Origin of the sequence: Campylobacter sp. (genome assembly GCF_019423325.1) — a bacterium.
In the GTDB taxonomy this organism is placed as follows: Bacteria; Campylobacterota; Campylobacteria; order Campylobacterales; family Campylobacteraceae; genus Campylobacter_B.
The window spans coordinates 742,462-766,412 of the sequence record NZ_JAHZBQ010000001.1 but is presented as its reverse complement, the minus strand read 5'-3'; the positions used below and the strand labels follow the sequence as shown (position 1 = coordinate 766,412).

Sequence of the window (23,951 nt, the reverse complement as noted above, 5' to 3'; positions counted from 1 at the left end):
GCTTGAAATTTTAAAATTTCACTTGCTTATACGGCGTTGGAATTTTAAAATTCCGACGCTCGTGCGGAGCCGGCCTGCGCAAAACGAGTTTTTAGAATTTACCTGCAAGAGCTTAGTGTTGCGGTCGCAAGATAAATTTATAAATTTAAGGAAAATATGAAAAGCGGATTTGTAACGCTCATCGGGCGGACGAATGCGGGCAAGAGCTCGCTGTTAAACTATCTCTGCGGCGAGAAAATTTCGCTCGTCTCACACAAGATCAATGCCACGCGCCGCAAGATTAACGGCATCGCGATGAACGGCGCAGATCAGGTGATTTTCACGGACACGCCGGGGCTGCACGAAAGCGCCAAGCTGATGAATAAGCTGATGGTCGAAGTGGCGCTCGGGGCGATTGAGGGCTGCGATTTGGTGTTGTTTTTGGTGCCCGTGCACGACGATACCGCGGAATACGAGAAATTTTTAAATTTAAATCCTAGCACCAAACACATTGTGATTTTAACTAAAATTGACGAAGCAAATGACGAAAAGATCGTGCAAAAGCTGCTGCAATATCAAAAATTTACCGATAAATTCGAAGCTATAATCCCCGTTAGCATCAAAAAAAAGGTCTATAAAAAGCAGGTTTTGGACGAAATTTGTAAAATTTTACCCGAGCACGAGTACTTTTATGATCCTGAAATTTTAAGCGCGACCAATGAGCGTGAAATTTATCGCGACTTCATACTTGAAGCGATCTTTGAGAGTATGAGCGACGAGATCCCGTATTGCAGCGACGTCGTGATGGAAAAAATAGTGGAAAAACCCAGTCTAATCTCGGTATATGCGCGGATCATAACGGACAGCAATTCACACAAAGAGATGTTGATCGGCAAAAACGGCGAGGCAATAAAGCGGATCGGAATTCGAGCCAAAAAGTTAATTTCAAATTTTTCTAAGGTCAAAATTTACTTAAAATTAACAGTTTTTGTAAAAAAAAGCTGGAAAAATGACGAATTTATGGTGAAAACCGATTTTATCTATTGACATTTTATTTTATTTCTATTAGTATTAGCAACGTAGAAAATTTCATTTGGAAGTGGAGTGTTATGGCAAAGAATAGTAAAAATGCTAGTTCGATTGTTGCGATTAACAAAGTCACGCAAACCATATTCGGTCTAAGTGAGAATGAAGTTTTCGAGCACGACTTCTCAAAAGCGAATCGTGCGAAGGAAACTTACGTCTCATATATTCCGTATAAGGATATAATGACTGCGACGGTCGAGATAAGCAGATCGGTAGAGGACGCGGATCTTTTAGATGCGATCGTCGTTAAGGTGTATGAGGAGCTGGGGCTTGACACCGCTTTGGATTACAAAATCACTTATAGTGAGGTAATAGGCGCTGGCGGCGACGATAGAATTTTCAATGTCTTTGTCGTAGATAATGCCAAACTCACTTCAGAATTCGATGCGATCGCCGCTAGGACGAACTACATCGACTATGTGGCTATGGCTCCGTTTTTATACGAGGGCTTGTATAATAGAGGTGTCCTAACTCGCGACGGGATCGACTGCTTTATCTACTTACAGCGCGACGATGCATTTTTGGTAGTGTATCAAAACGGCGAATATTTTCAATCTCGTCAAGTAAGATATAACCTAAAATTCTTGCATGAAAAATATGTCGAGCTAGTCGGTAGCAGAGTCGATGAAGAGAGCTTTTATAGATTGCTCTCCAAACAGGGAGTAAATTTAGAAAATCCGACCGATCGTGATTATATGATCCAAATTTTTGACGATATGTTTTACTACATCAACGACGTGTTGAACGGTATTAGTAAAATTTACAACGTCAATATTCAAAACGTTTATATCGGAACGGATATCGGTAAAATTCCTGCGATCGAGGTTTTTGTAGAAAATAATCTAAAGCTAAGATACAAAGATTTTAATTTTAACGTTGCAATCAACGCGAAAGATTATCCGCTCACTCAGCTAGATATTTTAATGTTCTTGGTGGGTCAAGATTATTTGGTTACTAAAGACGACGATCACAACTACTCGCCGTTTATGAGACCTCCGCCTTTGACTCAAAGATCAACCGGCAAGCTGATAGGCTATATGTTGCTAGGCTGCCTACTTGGCGCTGCGTATCCTGCGTATAACTTCGGCTACGGATATTATAATAATATGGTAGCTAATGATAAAACTAGCGAATATCAGGGATTAGAAGATCAGATGGTTCCTGCTAGAGCCGAAAGTGCGCGTTTGGATAAAGAAACTAAAGAGGTAAATGCCCAGGCTGCTAAGAGTGGTAAGGAGCTTAATGACAGGCGCAAACTAATTAATGCTATCTTAGATAAGAAAAATAATTACGCTATGAAGGGTGTTTCTATTTTTGAGCTAACCAATATGGTCGTTAAAAATAAGGGCAATATGGTTAGGATCGGTGATGAGAATAGGACTCTAACTGTTCAAGTGCGCACCAAAAACGATAAGCAGATGACCGAGCTTTTAGAGGATATCAGTAAAAAAGAGGTGTATGGCGTGGATACTAAAACAATCGCGCTACAAGAGGGTAATAAAACCGTCTTTTACGATAGCAACATCAGTGTGGAGGTTAAATAATGAAAAAGAAAAGTTCATTAGATCAACTTGATCAATGGTTTGCCTCCAAGGGAAATAGTGCAAATAACTATTTTTACATAGCTTTGTTGTTTGTGGGTGTGGTAGCTTACTTTATTTTGAGTAACTATGCGGATCCATATTTAGAGGAGAGCGAAACAAACCTAAGTACTGCCACGACGAAGCTTGAAGGCGCACAAAGAGAGTATAACGAGTTTTTTGGCGGTGATCCTGAGGCTTTTGTTAATAATAAACGCAATATCCTCAATGGTGCTAAGACCAACCTTAAAAATATCAATGATGAGCGTGGGTATCTAGACGGCAAGCTAAAAGAAATTTCAAAGCTTACCTATAATGAAAAGAACTGGGCTACATTTATGGATAGCCTCTCAACGATCGCAGAGAATAACAATATTAAAATTTACGCTATTCACAGCGATAGAAGAGAGCCTAGCATCAAACAAATTTTTCAGCCTGAGGCTTTGCTGGATATAGATGTGAAATTTGAAGGAGCATTTTCGAACGTCCTTAGGTATATCAACCTTATAGAACAATCGGAGATGATCGTAGATGTAAATAAGATGGATATCAATGCCACTAAAAACGGCAAAATCGGTGGAAGTATCGGTATATCTATCTGGGGAGTAAATTACTAATGAAAAAGTTAATTTTATGCTCTTTGCTACTTTCTACTGCTCTATTTGCTGTAGATAATAATCAGACGGTGGCGCCTAGTAATGGAGCCTATAAAGCTAAATACGATGCGATATTTGATGATCTTAGTAAGCCTAGAGTGGGTCTTAGCGATGAGCAGATAGCTTCTTTGCAAGATCCGTTCTATCCTAAAGAAGCCAATGCGCCTAGAGAAGCTAATCAGCAGGTGGATCTAGGTTATCAGCTAGTAGGTATTATGGGCGATAAGGTTAAGCTAAACGATAAGTGGTATGGTTTGGGCGAGTATGTAGGCTCATATAAGATCGTGCAAATAACGGGTAATAGCGTTATTATTACCAACGACGATGAAAATAAAGTCGAACTAACACTAAAACAAGGAAGTCAAAATGTCATTATTACATATAAGTAAAAAGCTTAGCATAGCCGCTATGCTTGCTTTGTCTGTTACGGCTACTAGTCTATATGCCGCTCCCGCAACTGCAGGTAACTGCGATAGGAAAGCGCTAAATATTAAGATTAACGATACCGTTACGCTAAACGAGATGCTAACTCAGCTATCCGATATGTGCCGCTTTTCGGTGGTAGCAAAAGATGCTATCGCTCAAGAGGAAATGAGCAAGCCGCTGCAAGGCGTAAGCATCAAAGACCTTTCTTTACGCGAAGTTTTAGATCTACTCATAAAAGAGAATAATCTAAGCTATGAGTATTCTCATGGTATATTAAAAATTTCGGCGCTAGAGACTAGGACTTTTAAGGTGGATTACATCACTTCTATTAGAGAAGGTACTGCTGTTACTAAATCTTCTGTCGATTCCGCACCTACGAAAGTGGATGATAGCGACGATAAAGAAAATAAAGAAGATAATAAGATCACTACCAAAGAAAAATTTGATTTTTGGGAGAAGATTAGTGAGGAAATCACCTCTGTTCTAAATAACGGTACCGAAAAATACGTCGCAGTCGCTCCTATTATAAATCAAAATGCCGGTTTAGTAACCGTTACTGCTATGAAGTCTCAGATAGCTCGCGTCGATAGATATCTAAGTGGTATGCAAAAACGCCTTAGTCGTCAAGTCTTGCTAGACGTAAATATCATATCTGTCGAGCTAAATAACGAATACACTACCGGTATTGATTGGAGTAAATTCCAACTAGGATTTAATACCTATGTAGGCGGAGATCCGACTAAGCTTTCAGGATATCATATAGATAACGGCAATAGAGGAAAGGCTAGCGATACTCACGGAACTTGGACGATAGGAGCTAATCTAAATTTCAATATCGACGGTTTGATTAACTTTCTAGAGACTAAAGGTAAAACTAAGGTTATTTCAAGCCCTAAAGTAACTACGATGAATAATCAGCCTGCTATTATCTCCGTAGGTGATACCATTAACTACGTATTAAAATCCACTAATACGGGTGATTATCAGGGTGGTAGTACTCAGTCAGACGATCAGTATTCGATATTTGTAGGTATTCTTTTGAATATCTTGCCTGAAATTTCAGATGATAATAGGATTATGCTACGAATTAATCCATCTTTAAGCTCTCTTAAATACGCAGAGGACAATGTAAGAACAAATAATAGAAGAGAGATTGCACCTGATACCTTGCAAAAGAAACTCTCAAGCGTAGTTTGGGTAGATGATGGAGATACTGTAATTTTAGGTGGTTTAATTGGTGCAACTAAGTCGAAAGATAACACTAGGGTGCCTGTGCTAGCTGAAATTCCATTAATCGGAAATCTTTTCAAAAGCACTGCTGATGTTTTGCGAACGTCGGAGTTAATCTTCGTAGTAACTCCACATATCATCGACAATACCGGCGCGCCGCTTGCTACCTCTCTTAAAGAGCTAGGTTACTCAAAATCCATCTACGAAAATGAGTAATAATTATACGGCGATCAAGGAGATTTTTATCGAGGATAACGAAGTCTCGGACTTCGTTAATCTCGATAAATCAACCCTTGCTTATCATAAAATTTTAAATGCTTTGCAAAAGCCGTTAAAACTTATACTTTTTTACGGCAAACCGGGTTGCGGCAAGACATTTTTGCTTAATAAGATCAAGGTCGATCTTGAAAAAAAGGTAAGAGTTGTATTTGTGCCGCAGCCGTTTTTTGATGAGAAAGAATTTTTCTTAGAGCTTTATTCTCAGATATTTCACTCTACGCCGAGTGAACCGATAGATAATTACGAGAATTTTATGCGGGTTTACAGAGAGAGATTTGGAATTTCTACTAACGTAGGAGCGGTAGAGCAGGTCGTTATTTTGCTTGATGAGGCTCAGCTGTATCCTGGGAATTTAATAGAAAAAATTCGTCTTATGGCAGATACTAGATTGTTTAAATTTTTATTTACGGTACATAAGACGGATGAGGAAGATCGCCTCGCGAAGGATTATTTTAAAACTAGAATTTGGGAGAGCATTGAGCTTCCTAATTCAAATTTAGGCGAAGTCAAGCTGTATATTGAAAAAAAGCTTGTGCTTCATGGCTTTCAACAATACTATTTTATGTTTAGCGACGATAATTTCGATTTGATTTTAAATTTAACGGACGGCAATATGAGAAACATCAACAAGCTTATGTATAAGATGTATGAGCTTTTTGAGTATTACGAAGTAAATAAACCTACGGAAATTAGTTTTTCGCAGATTAATAATAAAATCATAGAGATGGCAGCGATAGGCTCGGGGATAATAAATGCTTGAATTTTACGAAGTAAACGAACTTGAAAAAAAATGGGAAGAGTATAACAAAAACAGAAAGCAGTTTTCTTTCCTGAAATCTAAGCCGAATTTCGTATTGAGATTTGACAAGACGATTTTGGGACTTTTGATTTTGATCTCAGTTGCGATCGGAGCGATATTCTGGCTGCTTAAAGACAGTGATAGCGTCAGTATGGCAAGTATCAATCAAAATATTGAGGACAAAGGTGGTGCTGTAAATTCTACTAATGATGCCGAGCAGCAGGCGGCAGATCTTGCAGTGCAAAATAATATCTCCAAAGAGGATTATAATATCAGTGCGCCGAAAGTTGCCCGCACCTCTAAACACGAAAAGGAACGCCCAAGTTTAAATTTAAACGATGTGGGTGTGCTATCCAGCGAGGATTCCGGTGGGTTTAAGATAACCAATAATTACGAAAATGGCGGAAACTATGGCGGGCAGGCTCAGGCGCAAAATTTCGGCGGTCAAAATTTTGGCAATCAGAATTTTGGCAATCAGAATGCTCCTACATTTAATGTGCCTAATACCAATAACGCAGCTTTTGCAAATCAGCCGCCTAAAAACGAGGTTATAGATTTTGGGCGTGCTCCATTGCCACCTAAATCAAATTTCTCTGGAGGTTCTACAAATACCGCAAGTAGCGCTCCGCTAAGTTCCAGGATTGAGATAAAAACTTCAAATTTAAGCGAAGATAAGCAGAGCTTGGAGAGCAAATTTTACGCGACGAATAAGATTGAGTATTCGCTATCGCTAGCCGAAGAAGCGTATAATAAGAAAGACTACGACAATGCGATCAAATGGGCTCTTACGTCAAATGAGCTTGATAAGGACAACGTCGCCAGCTGGATAATTTTTGCTAAAGCCAATTATAAAAAGGGTCGTAAGGAAGACGCGCTTTACGCTCTTGAGACCTTTAACGCAAAGGCGAAAAATAGTGAAATTTCTAACCTCATTTCAAAGATAAGAAGCGACAAACTATGAAAATTTTATATATTTTAGCTTTTGCGATCGCGTCGTTATTTGCAGTTAGCGCCGATGACGTGCGCAACTGGGATCAGATCGGTCAGTATAACCGTATCTGCCAAGAAAGCGTGCGAAATTTATTCATCGAGGAGCAGAGCGAGGCACTTGCAAATATGTATGCCAAGGCGTGTCTGAAGATGGACAAAGTAAACGAGCTTGTAGTGCCTACGGTGATGCTTTATAAGACGAAAGAGGCTCGCGAGAATGCTTCTCTTTATTCGACTATAATTTTTCAAAAAAAGATGCTTTATTTGGCGCTTTGCGACGGCGTGGATATTAGCTATATACGCACGCCTAAGATAAATTATATTTTGTCTGAAATTTTTGATAAATTTACGGAGAGAGCATACGTAAAAAAGAGTGATACGTATGTCTTTACCCTAGAAAACGGCGAGCGTGCCGAGCTTTTTATCAAAGAAGAGGAAGGGGTAAAAAAGATGGTAATTGCAATTTATGCTGGCGATAAACTTAGCTCGATTAAAATTTATTGGTGATTGCGATGACGAAGATTGAAGAGCAGATTGTTGCGATTTTAATAAGAAACAATATCCTTACTAGCACCGTTGTTCCGGAAATTAAAGATAAGATGGATATTGGCTTGACGCTAGGCGAGGTTTTAGTCGGAGATAACTATCTAAGCCAGGATGATTTTTGCTCGATTTTAGTTGAGTTATACAAGCGTCGTCAGATAGAATTTGACGATATAAGCGAAAAATTTTCGATGGATCCGAAGGAATTTTTGCAAATTCTAGCTAAAAAGATGAATCTGTCGTATATGAATTTAGACGATATTGACATAGACTTTAGGCTATCGGAACGCACTCCTACCGCACAGCTTAAAAGATACGGCGTGATACCGGTTAAAGCGGATGATCTGAATATTTACGTTGCTTTTTCTGATCCGTTTAATCTTGAGTCGCAAGATAAAGCGCAGGCTATGTTTAGTAAACAGCTGCTTAAAATCGTAGTAGCCGATCCAAATCAAGTAAATAAATATCTATCTAAGCTTGAGCTTTCAGAGAGTATTAAGGGGCTCGTAGCAGAGATCCGCAAAGAGCTCGCCAACACTGGCGGTAGCGGAAGTAGCGATGATACCTCGGCGATTTTGAAGCTCATTGAGATGATAATCAGCCAGTCTATTAAGATGCGCGGTAGCGATATTCACATCGAGCCGACCGAGAATAACTGCGTCGTGCGTACCAGAATCGACGGAATGCTCGCTGAAATTTTTATCTTTGATAAGGATATCTATCCACCGCTAGTAAGCCGATTGAAGCTACTTTCAAATATGGATATCGCCGAGCGTCGCAAGCCGCAAGACGGCAGGTTTAGTATGAAAATTTCAGGTCGCGAATACGACTTTCGTATCTCGACGCTGCCTATTATCAATGGCGAATCTACCGTTATGCGTATCCTAGATAAATCCAAGGTTATCATCAGCCTGGAAAAGCTAGGTATGCACCCTGATAGCTTTAAGAAATTTAATAACGCTATGAAGGCTCCATATGGTATTATCTTGGTTACCGGACCTACGGGAAGCGGTAAGTCTACGACGCTATATGCGGCGCTAAACGATATTAAAAATATCGACACTAAGGTTATTACCGTAGAAGATCCAGTCGAGTATCAAGTAAATTTAATCCAACAAGTCCAAGTTAACGAAAAAGCGGGTCTTACCTTCGCTTCAGCATTGCGCTCGATCTTAAGACAAGACCCCGACATCATAATGATCGGTGAGATCCGTGATCAAGAGACCCTTAGGATCGCGATCCAGGCTGCTCTTACGGGACACTTGGTTTTCTCGACCCTACACACCAACGACGCCGTTAGCGCGATCCCGCGAATAGTGGATATGGGTATAGAGGCCTATCTCATAAGCGGTGCGCTCATTGCAGTAGAGGCACAGCGTCTCGTGCGAAAGCTTTGCCCGCACTGCAAGCAGCCTACGAATCTGCCTAAATCGATGCTTGATCAGCTGAAGGAATTTTTGCCTGAAAAATACACGTTTTTTAAGGCTGTAGGTTGTGATCAATGCGGTCAAACGGGCTACATGGGGCGTGAGATGATTAGTGAAATTTTACCTATTACCGATAAAATGCAGAGCTTGATCGCTAACGGCGGCTCAAAGGACGATATGAGAGCCTTAGCGAAGGAGGAGGGATTTATAGATATGTTTGAAGACGGTGTTATACGTGCTGCGCGCGGAGTAACTAGTATAGAAGAAATTTATAGGGTGGCTAAACAATGAAAAAGCAATTAGAAGTTGAATACAACGCAAAGGGCGCAAGAAGAAAGATGTTTTTGCAAGCTAGCGATAAGGTGCAAGCAAACAATCTCATGAAGCAGCGCGTAGGCGGGACGATCGTAAAAAGAGGTGAAACCCAGGTCGTAGCCAATACGGGCGGCGATTTTAAGGCGCAGGTTTCGCGCATGCTAGGTGGTAGCGGAAGAGTTAGAACACTGCCGTTAGTGGCGTCGATCCGTCAGCTTTCGGTTATGACAAATGCGGGAATTTCAATCCACGACTCGATCAAAGAGGTCGCAAGGGCGGCAGAGGATAAGACGCTAAAAGAGATTTTTAGCGCTATGAACGATGATCTTAACGCGGGTCTTAGCTTGACCGAATCTACGGAGAAATTTAGAGGCCAGCTCGGCGATGTCGTCGTTGCGATGGTAAGTCTGGGCGAAGCTACCGGTAATATGGCGGAGTCTCTAGCCAAGCTTGCCGCTATGCTTCAAGAGCTTTGGGAAAACCAGCGTAAATTTAAAAAGGCGATGCGTTATCCGATGATCCTTATGATCGTTATGGCGATTGCATTTTCGGTTTTGATGATGTATGTCGTGCCGAAATTCCGTGAGATTTTTGAGGATTTAGGCGCGGATTTGCCACTACCTACTAGAATTCTACTTGGCATCGAAAGCACGCTTAATAATTATGGAATTTTTGTTTTAGCGGGCATCATAGGCACTATCATAGCTCTTAGATGGGCATATCGCAATAACCCTGAATTTAAAAAAGGCTTTGACAAGACGATTTTAAAGGTCTATCTATTCGGCAAGATCATATTTTTCTCGACTATGTCGCGATTTATGCTTATTTTTACAGAGCTCGTGCGAGCGGGTATTCCTATCGCTGATGCGCTGGATACATCTGTTTTAATGGTGGATAATCATACTTTAAAAGAAAAGCTCTCTACCGTTAAAATCGCCGTGCAGCAAGGCGTGAGCCTAACAGAGGCGTTTAACAATACAGGGCTTTATGAGAGTATGCTTATTCAGATGATCAGTGCGGGCGAGCAGGCCGGTAACCTCGATAAGATGCTCGGCAACGTCACGGATTATTATAAAGAGAAATTTGATGATATCATCGATAATATCTCAAGCTACGTCGAGCCGATCATGCTATTTTTTATGGCGGGCATGGTTCTTCTTTTGGCTCTTGGTATCTTTATGCCTATGTGGGATCTGGGCAAAGCCGTCAAAAACTAACCCCTTTAATTCCGCGCCTGTGAGGGCGCGGAATTTTATCAAAGCATTAAAATTTCATCCTTCAAATAAAATTTTAACCTTCGTTTGGCTAAAATACCGCTTTAAATTTAAGGATCAATCATAGTTAAAGAAGTATATTTTATCGTCGTATCGGCTATCATAATATTTTTTGGGCTTGCTACTATTGCGCCCGATTCCGCGCTTGTAGGCAGCGCAGGCAACGCCATTCGCTCATTTAATACCCAGCTATTCGGCTATTTTGCATACATCTATCCGCTATTTTTGCTCGCCTTAGCATACGTAGCCTATAAGCATTTTCGCGGTTTTGACTTTAGATTTTTTGAGTTTAGCATTGGCGCGATTTTGCTGTTTTTTACCATTTTGATGGTGCAGTCGAGTCTCTTTGGCGCTAGCGGCGGAGCAGTCGGTAGCTTCGCGGTGGACGGGCTTAGGCGAATGATCGGAAGCGTCGGCGTGTGGATTTTTAATATTACGATTTTTGTGCTTTCGCTAGTGCTCATATTTGAAGACCGTTTTACCGACATTATCAAAAACTGCTTTATTGGCTCAAGAGATGAAAGCTTGCAGGATGAAATTGGGGATGATTTTGCTAGCGATGCGGATGCGGCGCAAAGGGGTGGGCTTGCAAGGTATTCGTCTGCGCAGGGCTTGAGAGGTACGGAAAATTTTAACGCTTTGAGCGCAGAGGACGATTCGGTGAAACAGGGTAATTTTGCGGAGCAGGGCGCAAGCGGGCGCGGTTTTGAAAGCGGGCAAAATTTTCAAAATTTAAACGATGCTCGCGAGCCCGAGAATGAGCAGAATTTTGGTGACGCGCAGGGTCCGCAGGCTTCCGCTGAACGCGAGCTTAAAATGCCGCAAAAGGGAAAGCCGAGCAGGCTAAAAAGGGTCGAGCGCCTAAGCGAAGTCGCCGAAAATAAAAGACTTTTGGATCAGCTCGATAAGGGCAGGGTGGCTAAGCCCAAGGATTTTAAGCTGCCGCCGCTTGATTTTTTAAACCTGCCGCCGAAAAAGAAAAGCAATATCGACGAGAGCGAGATCGATCGTAAAATTTACGACCTGCTCGATAAGTTGCGTAAATTTAAGATCGACGGCGACGTGGTGCGGACATACTCGGGCCCGGTCGTTACGACATTTGAGTTTCGCCCCGCCGCGCACATCAAGGTAAGTAAAATTCTAACGCTGCAAGACGATCTGGCGATGGCTCTTAGGGCGCAGACCATCCGCATCCAGGCGCCGGTTCCGGGCAAAGACGTCGTGGGCATCGAGATACCGAATCAAAATATCGATACGATCTATCTGCGCGAAATTTTAGAAAGCGACGTGTTTAAAAGCGCCTCCAGTCCGCTTACCATCGTGCTTGGTAAGGACATCGTGGGGCAGCCTTTCGTCACCGATCTTAAGAAGCTGCCGCACCTTCTTATCGCAGGCACTACGGGAAGCGGCAAGAGCGTGGGCATCAACGCCATGTTGCTTAGCCTTTTGTATCGCAACTCGCCCAAGAGCCTGCGCCTTATAATGATCGATCCGAAGATGCTCGAGTTTAGCATCTACAACGACATCCCGCACCTGCTAACGCCCGTCATCACGCAGCCTAAGCAGGCAATCATTGCGCTAAGCAATCTCGTTGCGGAGATGGAGCAGCGCTACTCGCTCATGGCGCAAAACAGGACGAAAAACATCGACAACTACAACGAAAAGATGCTGCGCGAGGGGGGCGAAATTTTGCCTTACATCGTCGTTATCATCGATGAGCTCGCGGATCTGATGATGACGAGCGGCAAGGACGTAGAGCATTACATCGCGCGTTTGGCGCAGATGGCGCGCGCTAGCGGCATCCATCTCATCGTAGCGACGCAGCGCCCTAGCGTGGACGTCGTCACGGGGCTGATAAAGGCGAATCTGCCTAGCCGTATCAGCTTCCGCGTGGGCTCAAAGGTCGATAGCAAGGTGATTTTGGATCAGATGGGCGCGGACAGCTTGCTTGGGCGGGGCGATATGCTCTTTACGCCGCCTACCGCGCCGGGACTCATCCGCCTGCACGCGCCGTTTACGACCGAGAATGAGATCAACAAGATCGCGGAATTTTTAAAGGCGCAAGAAAGCGTCGTTTATGACGAGCGATTTTTGATCGAAAACGAGGGCGCCAAGCAAGAAGGCGGCATAATCAATCCGCAAAATATCGTGCTTGACGAGCTTTATGATGAGGCGAAAACGATAGTCTTGGAGGAGGAGAAGACCTCGATCAGCTATCTGCAGCGCCGCTTGCGTATCGGGTACAACCGCGCCGCGACGATCATCGAGCAGCTCGAGCAGATGGGCGTTTTAAGCGAGATCAACGCCAAAGGTCAGCGCGACATAATCAAGTAAGCTTTAAAATTTCGATAAAATTTAAGCGGCGAAATTTTGAAATTTATTGGTTTTGCGGCGTCGGAATTTTTGAAATTTGATCGGTCTGCATCGGTGGAATTTTAAAATTTTTTGATCTCATGGCGGATTTTAAATTTTAAAATTTGCGCGTTCTGCAGCTCGCGCTTGTATCTCTATGGCTATGGCAAGGCAGACGGTTTGTACGGATGTGAGGATATGTCAAAGTTCTTTGCGGTGCAGCGGCACTTTTAAAGGTGGATGTAGCGCAGTACAAACAGCGCGTTTTGCAGCTTGTGTTTGCTGCGCGCCCGCTTTAAGACGTATTGAAATTTAAGGCGCGGTTTAATTGAGCGCTGTGCTCTTGGCACTACATTTCAACTGCAGCGTGAAATTTTAAAGTGCAAGCGCAGTGAAAAAAGCGCTGGATTTAAAATTTTAAAATTTGAGCGAAAGGGTTTTGGGATTTAAATTTTATTGCTCGGCGGGATTTAAATTTCATCTGCGACGCAGAATTTAGAGCTTGTCGCGCTACCGATACGTGAGCGATAGGCGGTCTGCGGCGGATAAAATTTCATTCAAGACATCGCGGCGATCATCGACGTAAATTCGAAATTTTATCCGAAACTGCTGCATACGGGGACGCTGGGCGGCGCAAATTTTGATTTTAAAATTTCGCCGTTTTTGGACTTTTGAATTTTAAAATTTGCCGCCGCGGACCCAAATTTTAAATCGCGCAGCGTCTATCGGCAGACGGCGTGTGCGGTATAAATTTACGTTTCGTATGCCGAAAGCCGCCTTGTGTAAGAAGAATGCGTACTTGCAAGGCGACGCAGGACGTGCTTCGCGACGCTCTATCCGCAGCGTGCGCTGCCAAAGCTGCCTATGTGCGAGAATATAATTCGCGCTATGCATCAAAGATGCACGATCGTGCTGTGCGCCAAAAGACAATACGAGGTCGTGCCGTACGCTTTTTAAAAGGCGGTGCCGCGATCTGCACTGTGCGGCAGGGGCGTGATTCGAGGTTTGAGCCTCGCGCGGTAGACGAAGCGTGCACGGCGCACGTAAATGCGAATAAATTTTAAAACGGAGAGATGATTGAGAACCGATAAATGGCTATATTACTTCACCTGCGCGCTCATTACGATCGGCATGATATTTTCGCTGTCGCTGAGCTCATATACGGTGCTTCTGCTGGGTGCTACGCCACTGCATTTTTTTTATCGTCAGTGCGCGGTAGGGATCGCGTGCATCGCGGTGATGTGGATCGTCTCGCGCGCCGATCCCGATAAATGCCTAACGCCGGTGTGCATGTCGCTTTTTGCGATAATGGGGATTTTGATGCTCGCGATGGGCTTTTTGCCCAAATCCCTGGTCGCCGACGTAAACGGCGCAGCGCGCTGGATCAGACTGCCGTTTTTTAACCTCGCGCCGGTGGAATTTTTCAAAGTGGGCTTCATCTACTTTTTGGCGTGGAGCTTCTCGCGCAAGCTCGATCACTCCAAAAAAAGCATCGGGCGCGAGATCGCGACGCTGCTTCCTTACGTAGCGCTTTTCGGCTTTGTGGTGATCCTGGTCGCCATCGTGCAAAACGATCTGGGGCAGGTCGCAGTGCTGGGGCTTACGATGATTTTTATGTCGCTTTTTGCGGGCACGAGCTTCAAGCTCATCGGTTTTAGCTTTATGGGGATTTTGGGGCTCGCCTACGTCTTTATCGTCACGAGCGCGCACAGGGTCGATCGCGTGCGCTCGTGGTGGGGCGGCGTGCAGGATTTCGTGCTGTCGTTTATGTCGCCCGAAACAGCCGCCGGGCTGCGCATAGAGGACGCTAGCGCGCCGTATCAGGTCGGACACTCGCTAAATGCGATAAACAACGGCGAGTTTTTCGGGCAGGGACTTGGGCTCGGGAGCTTTAAGCTAGGCTATCTGAGCGAGGTGCATACCGACTTCGTGCTCGCAGGCATTGCCGAGGAGTGGGGGTTCGTCGGGATTTTGCTCATCGTGGCGCTATTTTATGCGATGCTCTTTCGCATCTTTCAGACAGCGAGTAAGTCGCCTAGTAACGTAAATTTCCTCTTTTGCCTGGGTATCGGCTTTATGTTTTTCTTTTCGTTCATTATCAATTCCTACGGCATCACGTCGATCTCGCCGGTAAAGGGCATCGCCGTGCCGTTTCTGAGCTACGGCGGCAGCCACCTGCTCGCGGCATCGTTTGCGGTGGGGCTCGTTTTGATGGCGTCGAAAAGGGCGAAATTTTAAGGCTTTTGCGGGCTTTGGAGCGAGTGCGATTTAAATTTAGGCGTAAATTTAGAGCCAAATCGCGCTTAAAATTCTACGCCGAAGCGCACCGAGGCTCAAATTTAGGGGCGAAATTTTATAAATTTAAAGGAAAAATATGGTCATAGCAATCAGCGGCGGCGGCACTGGCGGGCATCTGATAATCGCTAAAAATTTAGCCGCCCGCCTCGCGAAGCAGGGCATTGAAACAATCTTCATCGGCTCAAACCGCGGGCAGGATCGCGCGTGGTTTGAGGGTAGCGAGCTTTTTGCGCGCACCTATTTTCTGCAAAGCTCGGGCGTCGTCGATAAAAAGGGCTTTGCCAAGCTAGCCTCGCTGCTAAATATCCTGCGCCTCTCGCTTGCGGCGCGTAAAATTTTAAAGCAAAACGGCGTCCGCGCGCTCATCAGCGTGGGCGGATACAGCTCGGCGCCCGCATCCATCGCGGCGATCCTTTCTCGCGTGCCGTTTTTTATCCACGAGCAAAACGCCGTTTGCGGGTGGCTCAATCGCCTGCTGAGGCCATTCGCGCGCGCGTTTTACAGCTCCTATGAAAAGCCCGCGTTTGCTTATCCGATCGCGGATATTTTTTTCGAGACGGCGCGGCCGCGCACGGCGCTTAAGAGGGTTATCTTTTTGGGCGGTTCGCAGGGAGCGAGCTTTATCAACTCGCTTGCCGTGGAGCTTGTACCTAAGCTCTTGAGCCTCGGCTACGGCGTGATCCATCAGTGCGGCGAGCGCGAGTTTGAGCGCATCTCGCAGATCTACGCGCAGCAGGGCCTAGATGTACAGCTCGTGGGCTTTTGTAAAAACATGCACGAGCTCATCGCAAGCGCCGATCTTTGCGTCGGACGCAGCGGTGCCAGTACGCTGTGGGAGCTCTGTGCAAACGGCCTGCCTGCGATATTTGTGCCGTTTCCGTTCGCAGCGGCAGATCATCAGTTTTACAATGCGAAATTTCTTAAAGAGCGCGGACTTTGCGAAATTTTACGTCAAGAGGACGCAAGCGGCGAGCGGATTTTGGGCTTGATTGAGAGCTTTGATGTGGCACGAGCGAGCAAAGGACTGCTTGAGCTTGTTGATCGAAACGGCGCGCAAGCAATAATCGACGACGTGATGAGTAAAATTTAAAAGCGCGCCGGACAGTATGAGCTCGCGTAAATTTAAGGCGATCTCTGCGCTAGGCTTTAAATTTATTAAACCGATTAAATTTGACTTTCTGCGTTTGTGTAAATTTAACGCGGCGCTTCGGTTTGAGTAAAATTTGAAATCTGTATGCTTGCAGACGAAAGACGCTTTTTGATTTGCGCAAATTTAAACCCGCAAGCGCAATGCGCAAAAGTGCATTGAGCCGCAAAATTATCTGCGCCTAAAGCTGATTATCGCATCGTCGTTTTCTTGTTGATATTTTTCAAACAGAGCCTGATATCTTTGCGATTTTGCCGGATCATTTGAATAAATTCCCACTAAAAAATAGCACGCCTCTGCAAATCGTAACTCACACGATCGCTCAAAGTATCGCGCACCCGTTTCTTTGTCATCGTCGTCAAAATACGCGACGTAACCGAACATAAAGCAGCCTTCGCCGTTGCCGAGCTTGCATGCTTTTTTGTACAGTTTTCTGCCCTCTTGAGAATCTCTATCCTCGTAGCCTGCGAGTCTCGTGCAGCTTTCGCCGCCGTTAAGCTCGTAGCAGCCTTTTTTAAGCAGATCTTTGGCGCCTTCTTGCGAAATTTCACCATTTAGTAGCAGAAGGCTCGAAAGCACGGCACAGGCATCGCCGTCTCCGCCGTCGCAATCTTCGCGAAATCTTACGGGATTTTTCATTTTTAAAGTGCCGTCTTTGGTGCGAATAGAAATTTCTTTAGGATTTTTGTTTGCGTCTTCGTTTGTTTGATTGATAGGAATTTGGGTTTCGTTCAAAATTTCTGTGCGAAAAGGCGCTTTTATCGCTATAAAAACCGCGACTATACATACGATGACGAGAGGGAGCATTTTCAGCGCAGATCGATTATTGCGTGGAGTGCGGAGATCTGCGTCTTTGATTGATTGCTCACCCATTAAAGTAACGACGGAGGGCTTAGAGCTCGGTTTTTGGCTTAAATTTACTGCCGAACCTGCGCCTGATTTTTCGGTCAAATTTGCGGCAGCGTCCGTATCCATATCTGCATTAACATCCGTTTCGCAGACAGTTTCACTTGGGCTTTTTAAATTTTTGCCACGCTTTTCTCTCAGCTCATTTATGCGTTGTATGATTTCCTCGTTATTCAAATGAGATCCTTTTTTGCTCGATAAATTTTGTTTTAATTAAACATCCGTTTTTATCATAAAAATCGCATTAATATCAAGGGGATTATATCATCTTGTTTTGAATTTTTCAAAAAAATATGACCAAGAAAAATCCGCAAATTTAATGTAAATGAGCCGTAAAATTTGGATTGGTTATCGCCGGTATGATCTGCAGATAGGTTTAAATTTTATATACTTCGGACGCGCATAAATTTACAAAACTTGATAGGATGCATATCAAGTTTATTTATTCTACTCTTGACAAGATTAGCACTCCATGATATAATCTGCCAAAATTTTCAAAAAGGACCGCATAATGGCAAAGAAAAAATTTAAGACCGAAGTGAATGATCTGCTAAATTTGATGATCCATTCGCTTTATTCAAACAAGGAAATTTTCCTGCGCGAGCTCATCTCAAACGCAAGCGACGCGCTGGATAAGTTAAACTATCTAAGCCTTACGAACGACGATTACAAGGCGCTTTCGTATGTGCCGCGCATCGATATAAAGATCGACAAAGATGCCAAAACGCTAAGCATCGGCGACAACGGCATCGGCATGGACGAGGCTGAGCTCGAGAGCAATCTAGGCACTATCGCGCGCAGCGGCACGAAGGGCTTTATGGCGAGCCTTAGCGGCGATGCGGCGAAGGACAGCAACCTCATCGGGCAGTTCGGCGTCGGGTTTTATTCGGCGTTTATGGTAGCAGACCGTATCGAGGTGATCAGCCGTAAGCCGCTCTCGCAGGACGGCTATAAATGGAGCAGCGACGCGAGCAACTACGCGATCGAAAAGGCGCAAAAAGAGGACTTCGGCACGACGATAATCCTGCATATGAAAGATGAGGAGTTTTTGGACGGCTACAGGCTCGAAGGCATTATCAAAAAATACTCCAACCACATCCCATATCCGATCTTTATGGATAAAGAAGAATACGTACCCGCGCAAAAAGAGGGCGAGCAGGGGCATAGCGAAATCAAAAACGTCCAGATCAACCGCGCGAGCGCGCTTTGGCAGCTTCCAAAAAGCAGCCTAAAGCCAAGCGATTACAATGAATTTTACAAGCAGATCAGCCACGACAGCGGCGATCCGCTGTTTTACATCCACACTAAGGCCGAGGGCACGCACGAATACACGACGCTTTTTTACGTGCCGAGCAGCGAGCCTTTCGATCTATACCGCGTCGATTATCAAAGCGGCGTGAAGCTCTACGTCAAGCGCGTTTTCATCACCGACGACGCCAAAGAGCTGCTGCCTAGCTACCTGCGCTTCGTACGCGGCATAATGGACGTCGAGGATCTGCCGCTAAACGTAAGCCGCGAAATTTTACAAGAAAACCGAATTCTAGCCTATGTCCGCGAACAGAGCGTGAAAAAAATTCTATCCGAGCTGCAGAAGCTTTTGCAGAACGATCGCGAAAAATACATAAAATTTTACGAATTATTCGGCAAGGTTCTGAAAGAGGGGCTTTACGGCTTCGGCGCAAACAAAGAGGAAATTTTAAAGCTCTGTCTTTTCAAATCAAACCTGCGAGAGGGGCTCATCACTCTTGGCGAGTATAAGGAAAAAATGGGCGCGGAGCAAAAAGAGATCTATTATATCGCGGGAAACAGCGCCGCGATGCTTAAAAGCTCGCCTCTGATCGAAAAATTTAACACCGAGGGCACGGAGGTGCTGCTCTGCGACGATGAGATCGATACGATCGTGATGCCTGGCGTTTTTGAGTTTGACAAGACGCCGGTTAAAAATGCGACTTCGATCAAGCAAGAAGCTGCAAGCGACGATACCGCGACGCCGCAAGCCAAAGAGATCGCCGCAAAGATCAAAGAAATTTTAGGCGAACGCGTCAAGGACGTTAAAATTTCATCGCGTCTAAGCGGCTCGCTTTCCTGCCTTGTTTTTGACGAGAACGATCCAGATTTTGCGACACAGCAGCTGCTTAAGCAGATGGGAGGCCGCAATATGCCGCCAATAAAGCCGATTTTGGAGATCAACGCAGATCACGAGATCATCAAAAAGCTGCAGTCCGATAAACTGATGCTGCCGCAAGTAGCCGAGATAATTTACGATCTGGCGCGCCTTAGCGAGGGGCAGGAGCTGGAAAATCCGAGCGAGTTTATTAAAAACGTAAACGAGCTAATCGCAAAGGCTCTATAGATTATCTAAATTTAGAGCTTCGATCGCTACCTAAATTCTGCGCGGCTGCATAGGTTGTATAAATCTATGTAGCCGCGCTTTTAAATTTAAAAAGAAATTTCAGCTCGCAAGCTTCACTGCGTTTTCTAAATTTTAAAATTTAAAAGCGGCGGAATTTCACTCTTTGATTTCGGTAAAAATTTTATTTAGCGGCTCGGTTTGGCGTTTTGAAAATTTTAAGGTTTCGATCGCTTTTATCCGCGAGTCGAGGTCGGGGCGCAAGCCAAAAATTTTCGCCAAAGCATGAAATCATAAATCGGGCTATAAATTCCGCCACTCATTAATTTAATCTTTACAAAGTTGCGTAATTTTATTTTTAATTTCCCCCTTTTTTATCGCAAACAGCGAGATTGTTTGATATAATTCATTTTATAAATATTTGTAAATCTTTATGAAAGGAGATTTCGAATGAAACTCATCAAACTAAGTTTGGCTGCTACGGTTTGCGCATGTGCTGTATCCTCGCTAAGCGCGGCGGAGAGCGTAGCCGATGCGATCACTAACGGTAAGCTTGGCGGAACGGTAAAGACAACTTACGCCAATAAAACCGTAGACAATAGAGGCGAAGCCGCTACGGGCGATAACGACTACGAGGCATTCGGCGTGGGTCTTGAGCTCGGATACGTTACCGATCCTCTTTACGGCTTTAGAATAGGGCTTACCGGACAAGGCTGGTTGATGCCGTATCATGTAGGCTCAAGCAATAAGACCGCCTACGATAAGGAGTGGTATACCAAGGGTGCGGTATTATCTGAATTATACCTAGGATACGGCATAGGAAATACCGATATAAAAGCAGGAAGACAATATGTTGTTACTCCGCTGGTAGCAGGCAACTATACGAGGGCGTTTAAAGAAGCTTTCGAGGGTGTAGCGATATCTAATAAAGATATCCCCGATACTACCTTGTGGGGCGGATGGTTTTATAAATTCCAAGGAAGGAGCAAAACCGCTATGGGCGCTCCGGCAGGCGAAGGAAAGGCTCCTTTGTTTAAAGATAGAGTGATTCTGGGTAATATGACGGGTCCTATCGCCGTAAAATTTGAAAATATCTTCTCCGCATACGTTCAAAACAAATCCCTGCCTTATACTACTTTAACCGGCGCTTACGCAGCAGTAACAGACGTAAAACCTGTTAATGCGTTAAAGGACGGCGACGTTAGCCTATATCTTGCCGAGGCGAATGTAAAAGTGCCGGTAGGCGAGATTTTAAAGCTAGGATTTGATCTTAACTACAAAGGCTCGCGCGTAAACGGAGGGCTGGAGCCAAGAAGGCTTGACGGCGATATGTTCGGCGCAAGAGTCTCGGTTAGCGAGTTTTTTGGATTCGGTCTATCGTATGCCTATACGACCGTTAGCGACGACGATGCCGTTATTTTAGGCGTCGGTAACGGCCCTGGATCATACACCGCTCTGCCTATTAGAGGTCCGTTCGTATTCACGGGATACGCGGGTATGGATACGCATAAGGTCGTGCTTGATTACAACTTCGGTGCTATTGGCCTAGATGGCTTCAAAACCGCACTACACTACGTAAAAGGCAATCAAGACAGAGTAGGCGGCACGAATAATATCAATGCTAGCGGGGCTGCGGGCCAAAGGGTCGGCACCAGCATGGACGTAGAGGGCTGGGCGGTAACGGCAAACTACGCTCCTAAGGCCGTGAAGGGGCTAAGCTTGGGCGTAACTTACACTGCGCTTGAGAGAAGCGATCACTACGCTAGCGGCGTAAATAGAAAGTTCGACGAGAACGAGATATGGTTGCAGGCTGCGTATAAATTTGATCTAAGCGGCAACTAAAGCTTTAAAGAGCGGAGTATTTCCGCTCTTTCTCATCTGCATTATTTTGCCTCATATATAACGCAAAAAGGGCGTTAAACCCGAAAAATTTACTCTTCCCCATCATGCATTATCAAGCGGGCTCGCGCTTGATAAATGCTTCATCCAAACCTCCTAAATTTAAACATGCTCTTGAATTTTAAAATTTATCTAAAATTTCACCGCAGAGCTTGGCGTACCGAAATTTAAATAAAGCTTGGGCGTTGAAATTTTGACGAGGATTTTGTTACGCGTGCTTTATAGGAATTTTAAATTTATAAAATTTTAGAAATTTCATTACAATTACAAGAAATATACCTTTCTAGCGTTTTAAATCTTTTGATACGAAAGGTGTGGATATTCTTTTAGGTGCATCGTTACAAACTCTCCTATTTCAGGCACATTTAAAATTCCTTTTGGAACATGCCATGCAACAAACGCCATTTTATTTCTCTTACTTATCGATTAAGTTTTGTAACTCCATAGTGTAGTTCTCTCTTGATTTATATAGATCAATATCTCTATATGTTTTCAATGCAGCTTCTAATATATTTAAAATATCTTGAAATTCTAAGGTTAAAGTATATTTTGGTTTTAAACTTAAAAGTTGCCAAATTCTATGAAAGTCATTCGGTATTTTTGTTTTATTGATTTTACAACTTTCATCTAAAATAGCTTCGATATATTTTCCATCATAATATAAAACCCAAATAGATTTAGAAAGCAATGCTCTGTCATAATTTGGATCTGGAAAGCTATAAATTTTTAAAAGCCAGCAATCTAATTGCCTATCTATTGTAAAATTTAGATTTGGCAACTTTGCTCCATAATTATACTTACCATATAGCGCACTCAATCCATACTTCTCATCATCCTCTTTGGTGATGATTGCATTTTCAAACGCCATCGCTTCCTCCTAAAATTTTAATTCGATTATACCCTCGATAATTTATGCTAGCCTTATGCTCTCATAAATGTATCGTGAGTATGAAATTTTTAAGTTCGCACCATAGTAAGGCTCATAGAGATGTAATTGCAAGGGTTTTTGTCGATACTTTTCGTTTACAAGCTGGCGAGTAAGAAGCGCATAAACTTAAGTTGCGGGCAGTTGGTTTAAATATGGTCTGATAGATGAAATTTTAAATCGAGAATTCGGGTAAATTTTAAATCTAAAAGTCGATAAAATTTAATAAAAATTTCACAAAAACCTCGCCAAAATTTCAAAAATCCCGTCAAGGTCTCAGCTAAACCTCGGCGGAATTTTGAAATTTAGAAATTCTAGGATTTCAAGCGGCGTTATTTCTTCGCACTAGAAGCGTCCATAAAGGCCTGCTCTTCGGCGCTCGGTTTATACTCGTCGCCGAAAAATTCCTTCTTAGCTTTGATCTTTTCCTCCATCATCTTCTTTTCGTAAATTTTATACGTCGGTCGCCAGTACTCTAGGTAGTTGCGAAGCCCAATGCCGTGTCCCGCGCTTACGTGGCAGCTCGCGCATTTGAGCTCGCGCTCGGTGCCTAGGAGCTTTTTGTAGTGCGCGTGCATGCGCTGTGCTTGCTCGGAGGTGATTTTGCTGTCGATCACGGTGGCGTGGCAGCTCGTGCAGCCGTTGTCAAACACATAGTGCTCGCGGTTTTCGCGCCTTTTATTCCAGTCGTATTTCTCAGGCTCGTCAAAGAAGTGCGAGTAGCCCTCCAACACGCCGTTTTTGGCCTTTTGATAGACGTATTTTACGATATTGTCGTGCGGTAGGTGGCAATCGACGCATTTGGCTTTGACGCCCGTTTTGCCCTTGCCCGAATGCACGTCGTCTTGATAGGCGATCACCATCGGATCCATCTCGTGGCAGACGTCGCAGAATTTATCGGTGCTTGTTTTCTCAAGCGCGTAATGCACCGGCACGACGACGAAAAACCCTATAATGCCGCTTATTAAGATGATAAGCGCTAGTAATTTTTTAGAAATTCTCATGGCGTCACCCCCATCCATTGCGGCACTTCGTGCTCGTGGCATTCGGTACACATATTCGTAGATGCCTTGTGCTCGTTGTGGCATTCGTCGCAGTATAGCGTAGGACCGTCGTGGACGGAGTTGTGCGGATTGGCCTTGAGCGTATCCATAAATTTAAGCCTCAAAGCGAGCTGCTTTTTGTCGCCGTGGCAGCTGATACAGCCTTTGTCGCCGATACTTTTAAATTTAGACGGATCGCTTCCTTGATTTACGTGGCAATCGACGCAGTCAAACGCCAAATGCTCGTGATGAGGTTTGATTTTGTATTTTGCCCGAAGCTCATCTGAAACGACTATGTTCGTGGCGTTGGCGTCGTTGGCAGACGGCGCGCCGAACAAAGTCGCGATGATACAGCACAGAAACAGCGCCGTAAAACTGAAATTTTTCATTTACAACCTTTTAGAAAACTGCCTTGCAGGCTCGCTTTAGCTACCTGGCAAGGCTTAA

At 44.2% G+C, this 23,951-nt stretch carries 19 protein-coding genes; 15 read left to right on the top strand and 4 right to left on the bottom strand.

The window, feature by feature from the left end; translation table 11 throughout:
• The first annotated feature begins 156 nt into the window (after positions 1–156).
• The 13 genes from era (at position 157) to QZ367_RS03385 (ending at position 16,324) form a co-directional block, all read left to right on the top strand.
• Positions 157–1,026 carry a GTPase Era gene (era, locus tag QZ367_RS03445; RefSeq protein WP_291937395.1) on the top strand — a complete coding sequence of 290 codons (870 nt, stop codon included), beginning with the start codon at positions 157–159 and terminating at the stop codon, positions 1,024–1,026.
• 62 nt (positions 1,027–1,088) lie between these two features.
• Positions 1,089–2,609, top strand: coding sequence for a hypothetical protein (locus QZ367_RS03440; RefSeq protein WP_291937392.1), 1,521 nt, complete (start codon positions 1,089–1,091; stop codon positions 2,607–2,609).
• A gap of 116 nt (positions 2,610–2,725) precedes the next feature.
• Positions 2,726–3,262, top strand: coding sequence for a hypothetical protein (locus QZ367_RS03435; protein WP_291937389.1), 537 nt, complete (start codon positions 2,726–2,728; stop codon positions 3,260–3,262).
• 23 nt (positions 3,263–3,285) lie between these two features.
• Positions 3,286–3,690, top strand: a complete 405-nt coding sequence (locus tag QZ367_RS03430; RefSeq protein ID WP_291937386.1) for a hypothetical protein — start codon at positions 3,286–3,288, stop codon at positions 3,688–3,690.
• Positions 3,668–5,173: a pilus (MSHA type) biogenesis protein MshL gene (gene mshL, locus QZ367_RS03425; protein WP_291937384.1), complete on the top strand. Its 1,506-nt coding sequence runs from the start codon at positions 3,668–3,670 to the stop codon at positions 5,171–5,173. The genes QZ367_RS03430 and mshL overlap by 23 nt, the downstream gene beginning before the upstream one ends.
• Positions 5,166–5,996: an ATP-binding protein gene (locus tag QZ367_RS03420; RefSeq protein WP_005870282.1), complete on the top strand. Its 831-nt coding sequence runs from the start codon at positions 5,166–5,168 to the stop codon at positions 5,994–5,996. Before mshL ends, QZ367_RS03420 begins: the two co-directional genes overlap by 8 nt.
• Positions 5,989–6,996, top strand: coding sequence for a hypothetical protein (locus QZ367_RS03415; protein WP_291937378.1), 1,008 nt, complete (start codon positions 5,989–5,991; stop codon positions 6,994–6,996). The genes QZ367_RS03420 and QZ367_RS03415 overlap by 8 nt, the downstream gene beginning before the upstream one ends.
• Positions 6,993–7,532 (top strand): hypothetical protein, encoded by a 540-nt coding sequence (locus QZ367_RS03410; protein WP_291937375.1) that lies wholly within the window; start codon positions 6,993–6,995, stop codon positions 7,530–7,532. The genes QZ367_RS03415 and QZ367_RS03410 overlap by 4 nt, the downstream gene beginning before the upstream one ends.
• Positions 7,533–7,537: 5 nt before the next feature.
• On the top strand, positions 7,538–9,286 hold the full coding sequence (locus tag QZ367_RS03405; protein ID WP_040303655.1) for a GspE/PulE family protein: 1,749 nt from the start codon (positions 7,538–7,540) through the stop codon (positions 9,284–9,286).
• A complete protein-coding gene (locus tag QZ367_RS03400; RefSeq protein ID WP_005870289.1) occupies positions 9,283–10,527 on the top strand; it encodes a type II secretion system F family protein in 1,245 nt (414 codons plus the stop codon). Before QZ367_RS03405 ends, QZ367_RS03400 begins: the two co-directional genes overlap by 4 nt.
• Positions 10,528–10,686: 159 nt before the next feature.
• Complete coding sequence (locus tag QZ367_RS03395) at positions 10,687–12,918, top strand: DNA translocase FtsK (RefSeq protein ID WP_291938137.1); 2,232 nt, start codon at positions 10,687–10,689, stop codon at positions 12,916–12,918.
• 1,095 nt (positions 12,919–14,013) lie between these two features.
• Positions 14,014–15,174, top strand: coding sequence for an FtsW/RodA/SpoVE family cell cycle protein (locus tag QZ367_RS03390; RefSeq protein WP_177389148.1), 1,161 nt, complete (start codon positions 14,014–14,016; stop codon positions 15,172–15,174).
• 136 nt (positions 15,175–15,310) lie between these two features.
• A complete protein-coding gene (locus QZ367_RS03385; RefSeq protein ID WP_291937358.1) occupies positions 15,311–16,324 on the top strand; it encodes a UDP-N-acetylglucosamine--N-acetylmuramyl-(pentapeptide) pyrophosphoryl-undecaprenol N-acetylglucosamine transferase in 1,014 nt (337 codons plus the stop codon).
• Positions 16,325–16,552: 228 nt separating this feature from the next.
• Here the strand turns inward: QZ367_RS03385 and QZ367_RS03380 are convergent, their stop codons facing one another.
• Positions 16,553–17,464: a hypothetical protein gene (locus tag QZ367_RS03380; protein WP_291937355.1), complete on the bottom strand. Its 912-nt coding sequence runs from the start codon at positions 17,462–17,464 to the stop codon at positions 16,553–16,555.
• A 334-nt stretch (positions 17,465–17,798) separates the two neighbouring features.
• On the opposite strand from QZ367_RS03380, the gene htpG reads away from it, so the two are divergent.
• Both htpG and QZ367_RS03370 read left to right on the top strand, forming a co-directional pair.
• Positions 17,799–19,640: a molecular chaperone HtpG gene (gene htpG / locus QZ367_RS03375; RefSeq protein WP_291937352.1), complete on the top strand. Its 1,842-nt coding sequence runs from the start codon at positions 17,799–17,801 to the stop codon at positions 19,638–19,640.
• A 447-nt stretch (positions 19,641–20,087) separates the two neighbouring features.
• Positions 20,088–21,479, top strand: a complete 1,392-nt coding sequence (locus QZ367_RS03370; RefSeq protein ID WP_291937348.1) for an OprD family outer membrane porin — start codon at positions 20,088–20,090, stop codon at positions 21,477–21,479.
• 472 nt (positions 21,480–21,951) lie between these two features.
• On the opposite strand, the gene QZ367_RS03365 is transcribed toward QZ367_RS03370, so the two are convergent.
• The 3 genes from QZ367_RS03365 to QZ367_RS03355 all read right to left on the bottom strand — a co-directional run bounded on the left by QZ367_RS03365 (position 21,952) and on the right by QZ367_RS03355 (position 23,893).
• Entirely contained in the window at positions 21,952–22,404 is a 453-nt protein-coding gene (locus QZ367_RS03365) for a hypothetical protein (RefSeq protein ID WP_291937346.1), read from the bottom strand.
• A 389-nt stretch (positions 22,405–22,793) separates the two neighbouring features.
• Complete coding sequence (locus QZ367_RS03360; protein WP_291938135.1) at positions 22,794–23,465, bottom strand: NapC/NirT family cytochrome c; 672 nt, start codon at positions 23,463–23,465, stop codon at positions 22,794–22,796.
• Positions 23,462–23,893 (bottom strand): cytochrome c3 family protein, encoded by a 432-nt coding sequence (locus QZ367_RS03355; protein ID WP_291937344.1) that lies wholly within the window; start codon positions 23,891–23,893, stop codon positions 23,462–23,464. Before QZ367_RS03355 ends, QZ367_RS03360 begins: the two co-directional genes overlap by 4 nt.
• Positions 23,894–23,951 lie beyond the last annotated feature (58 nt).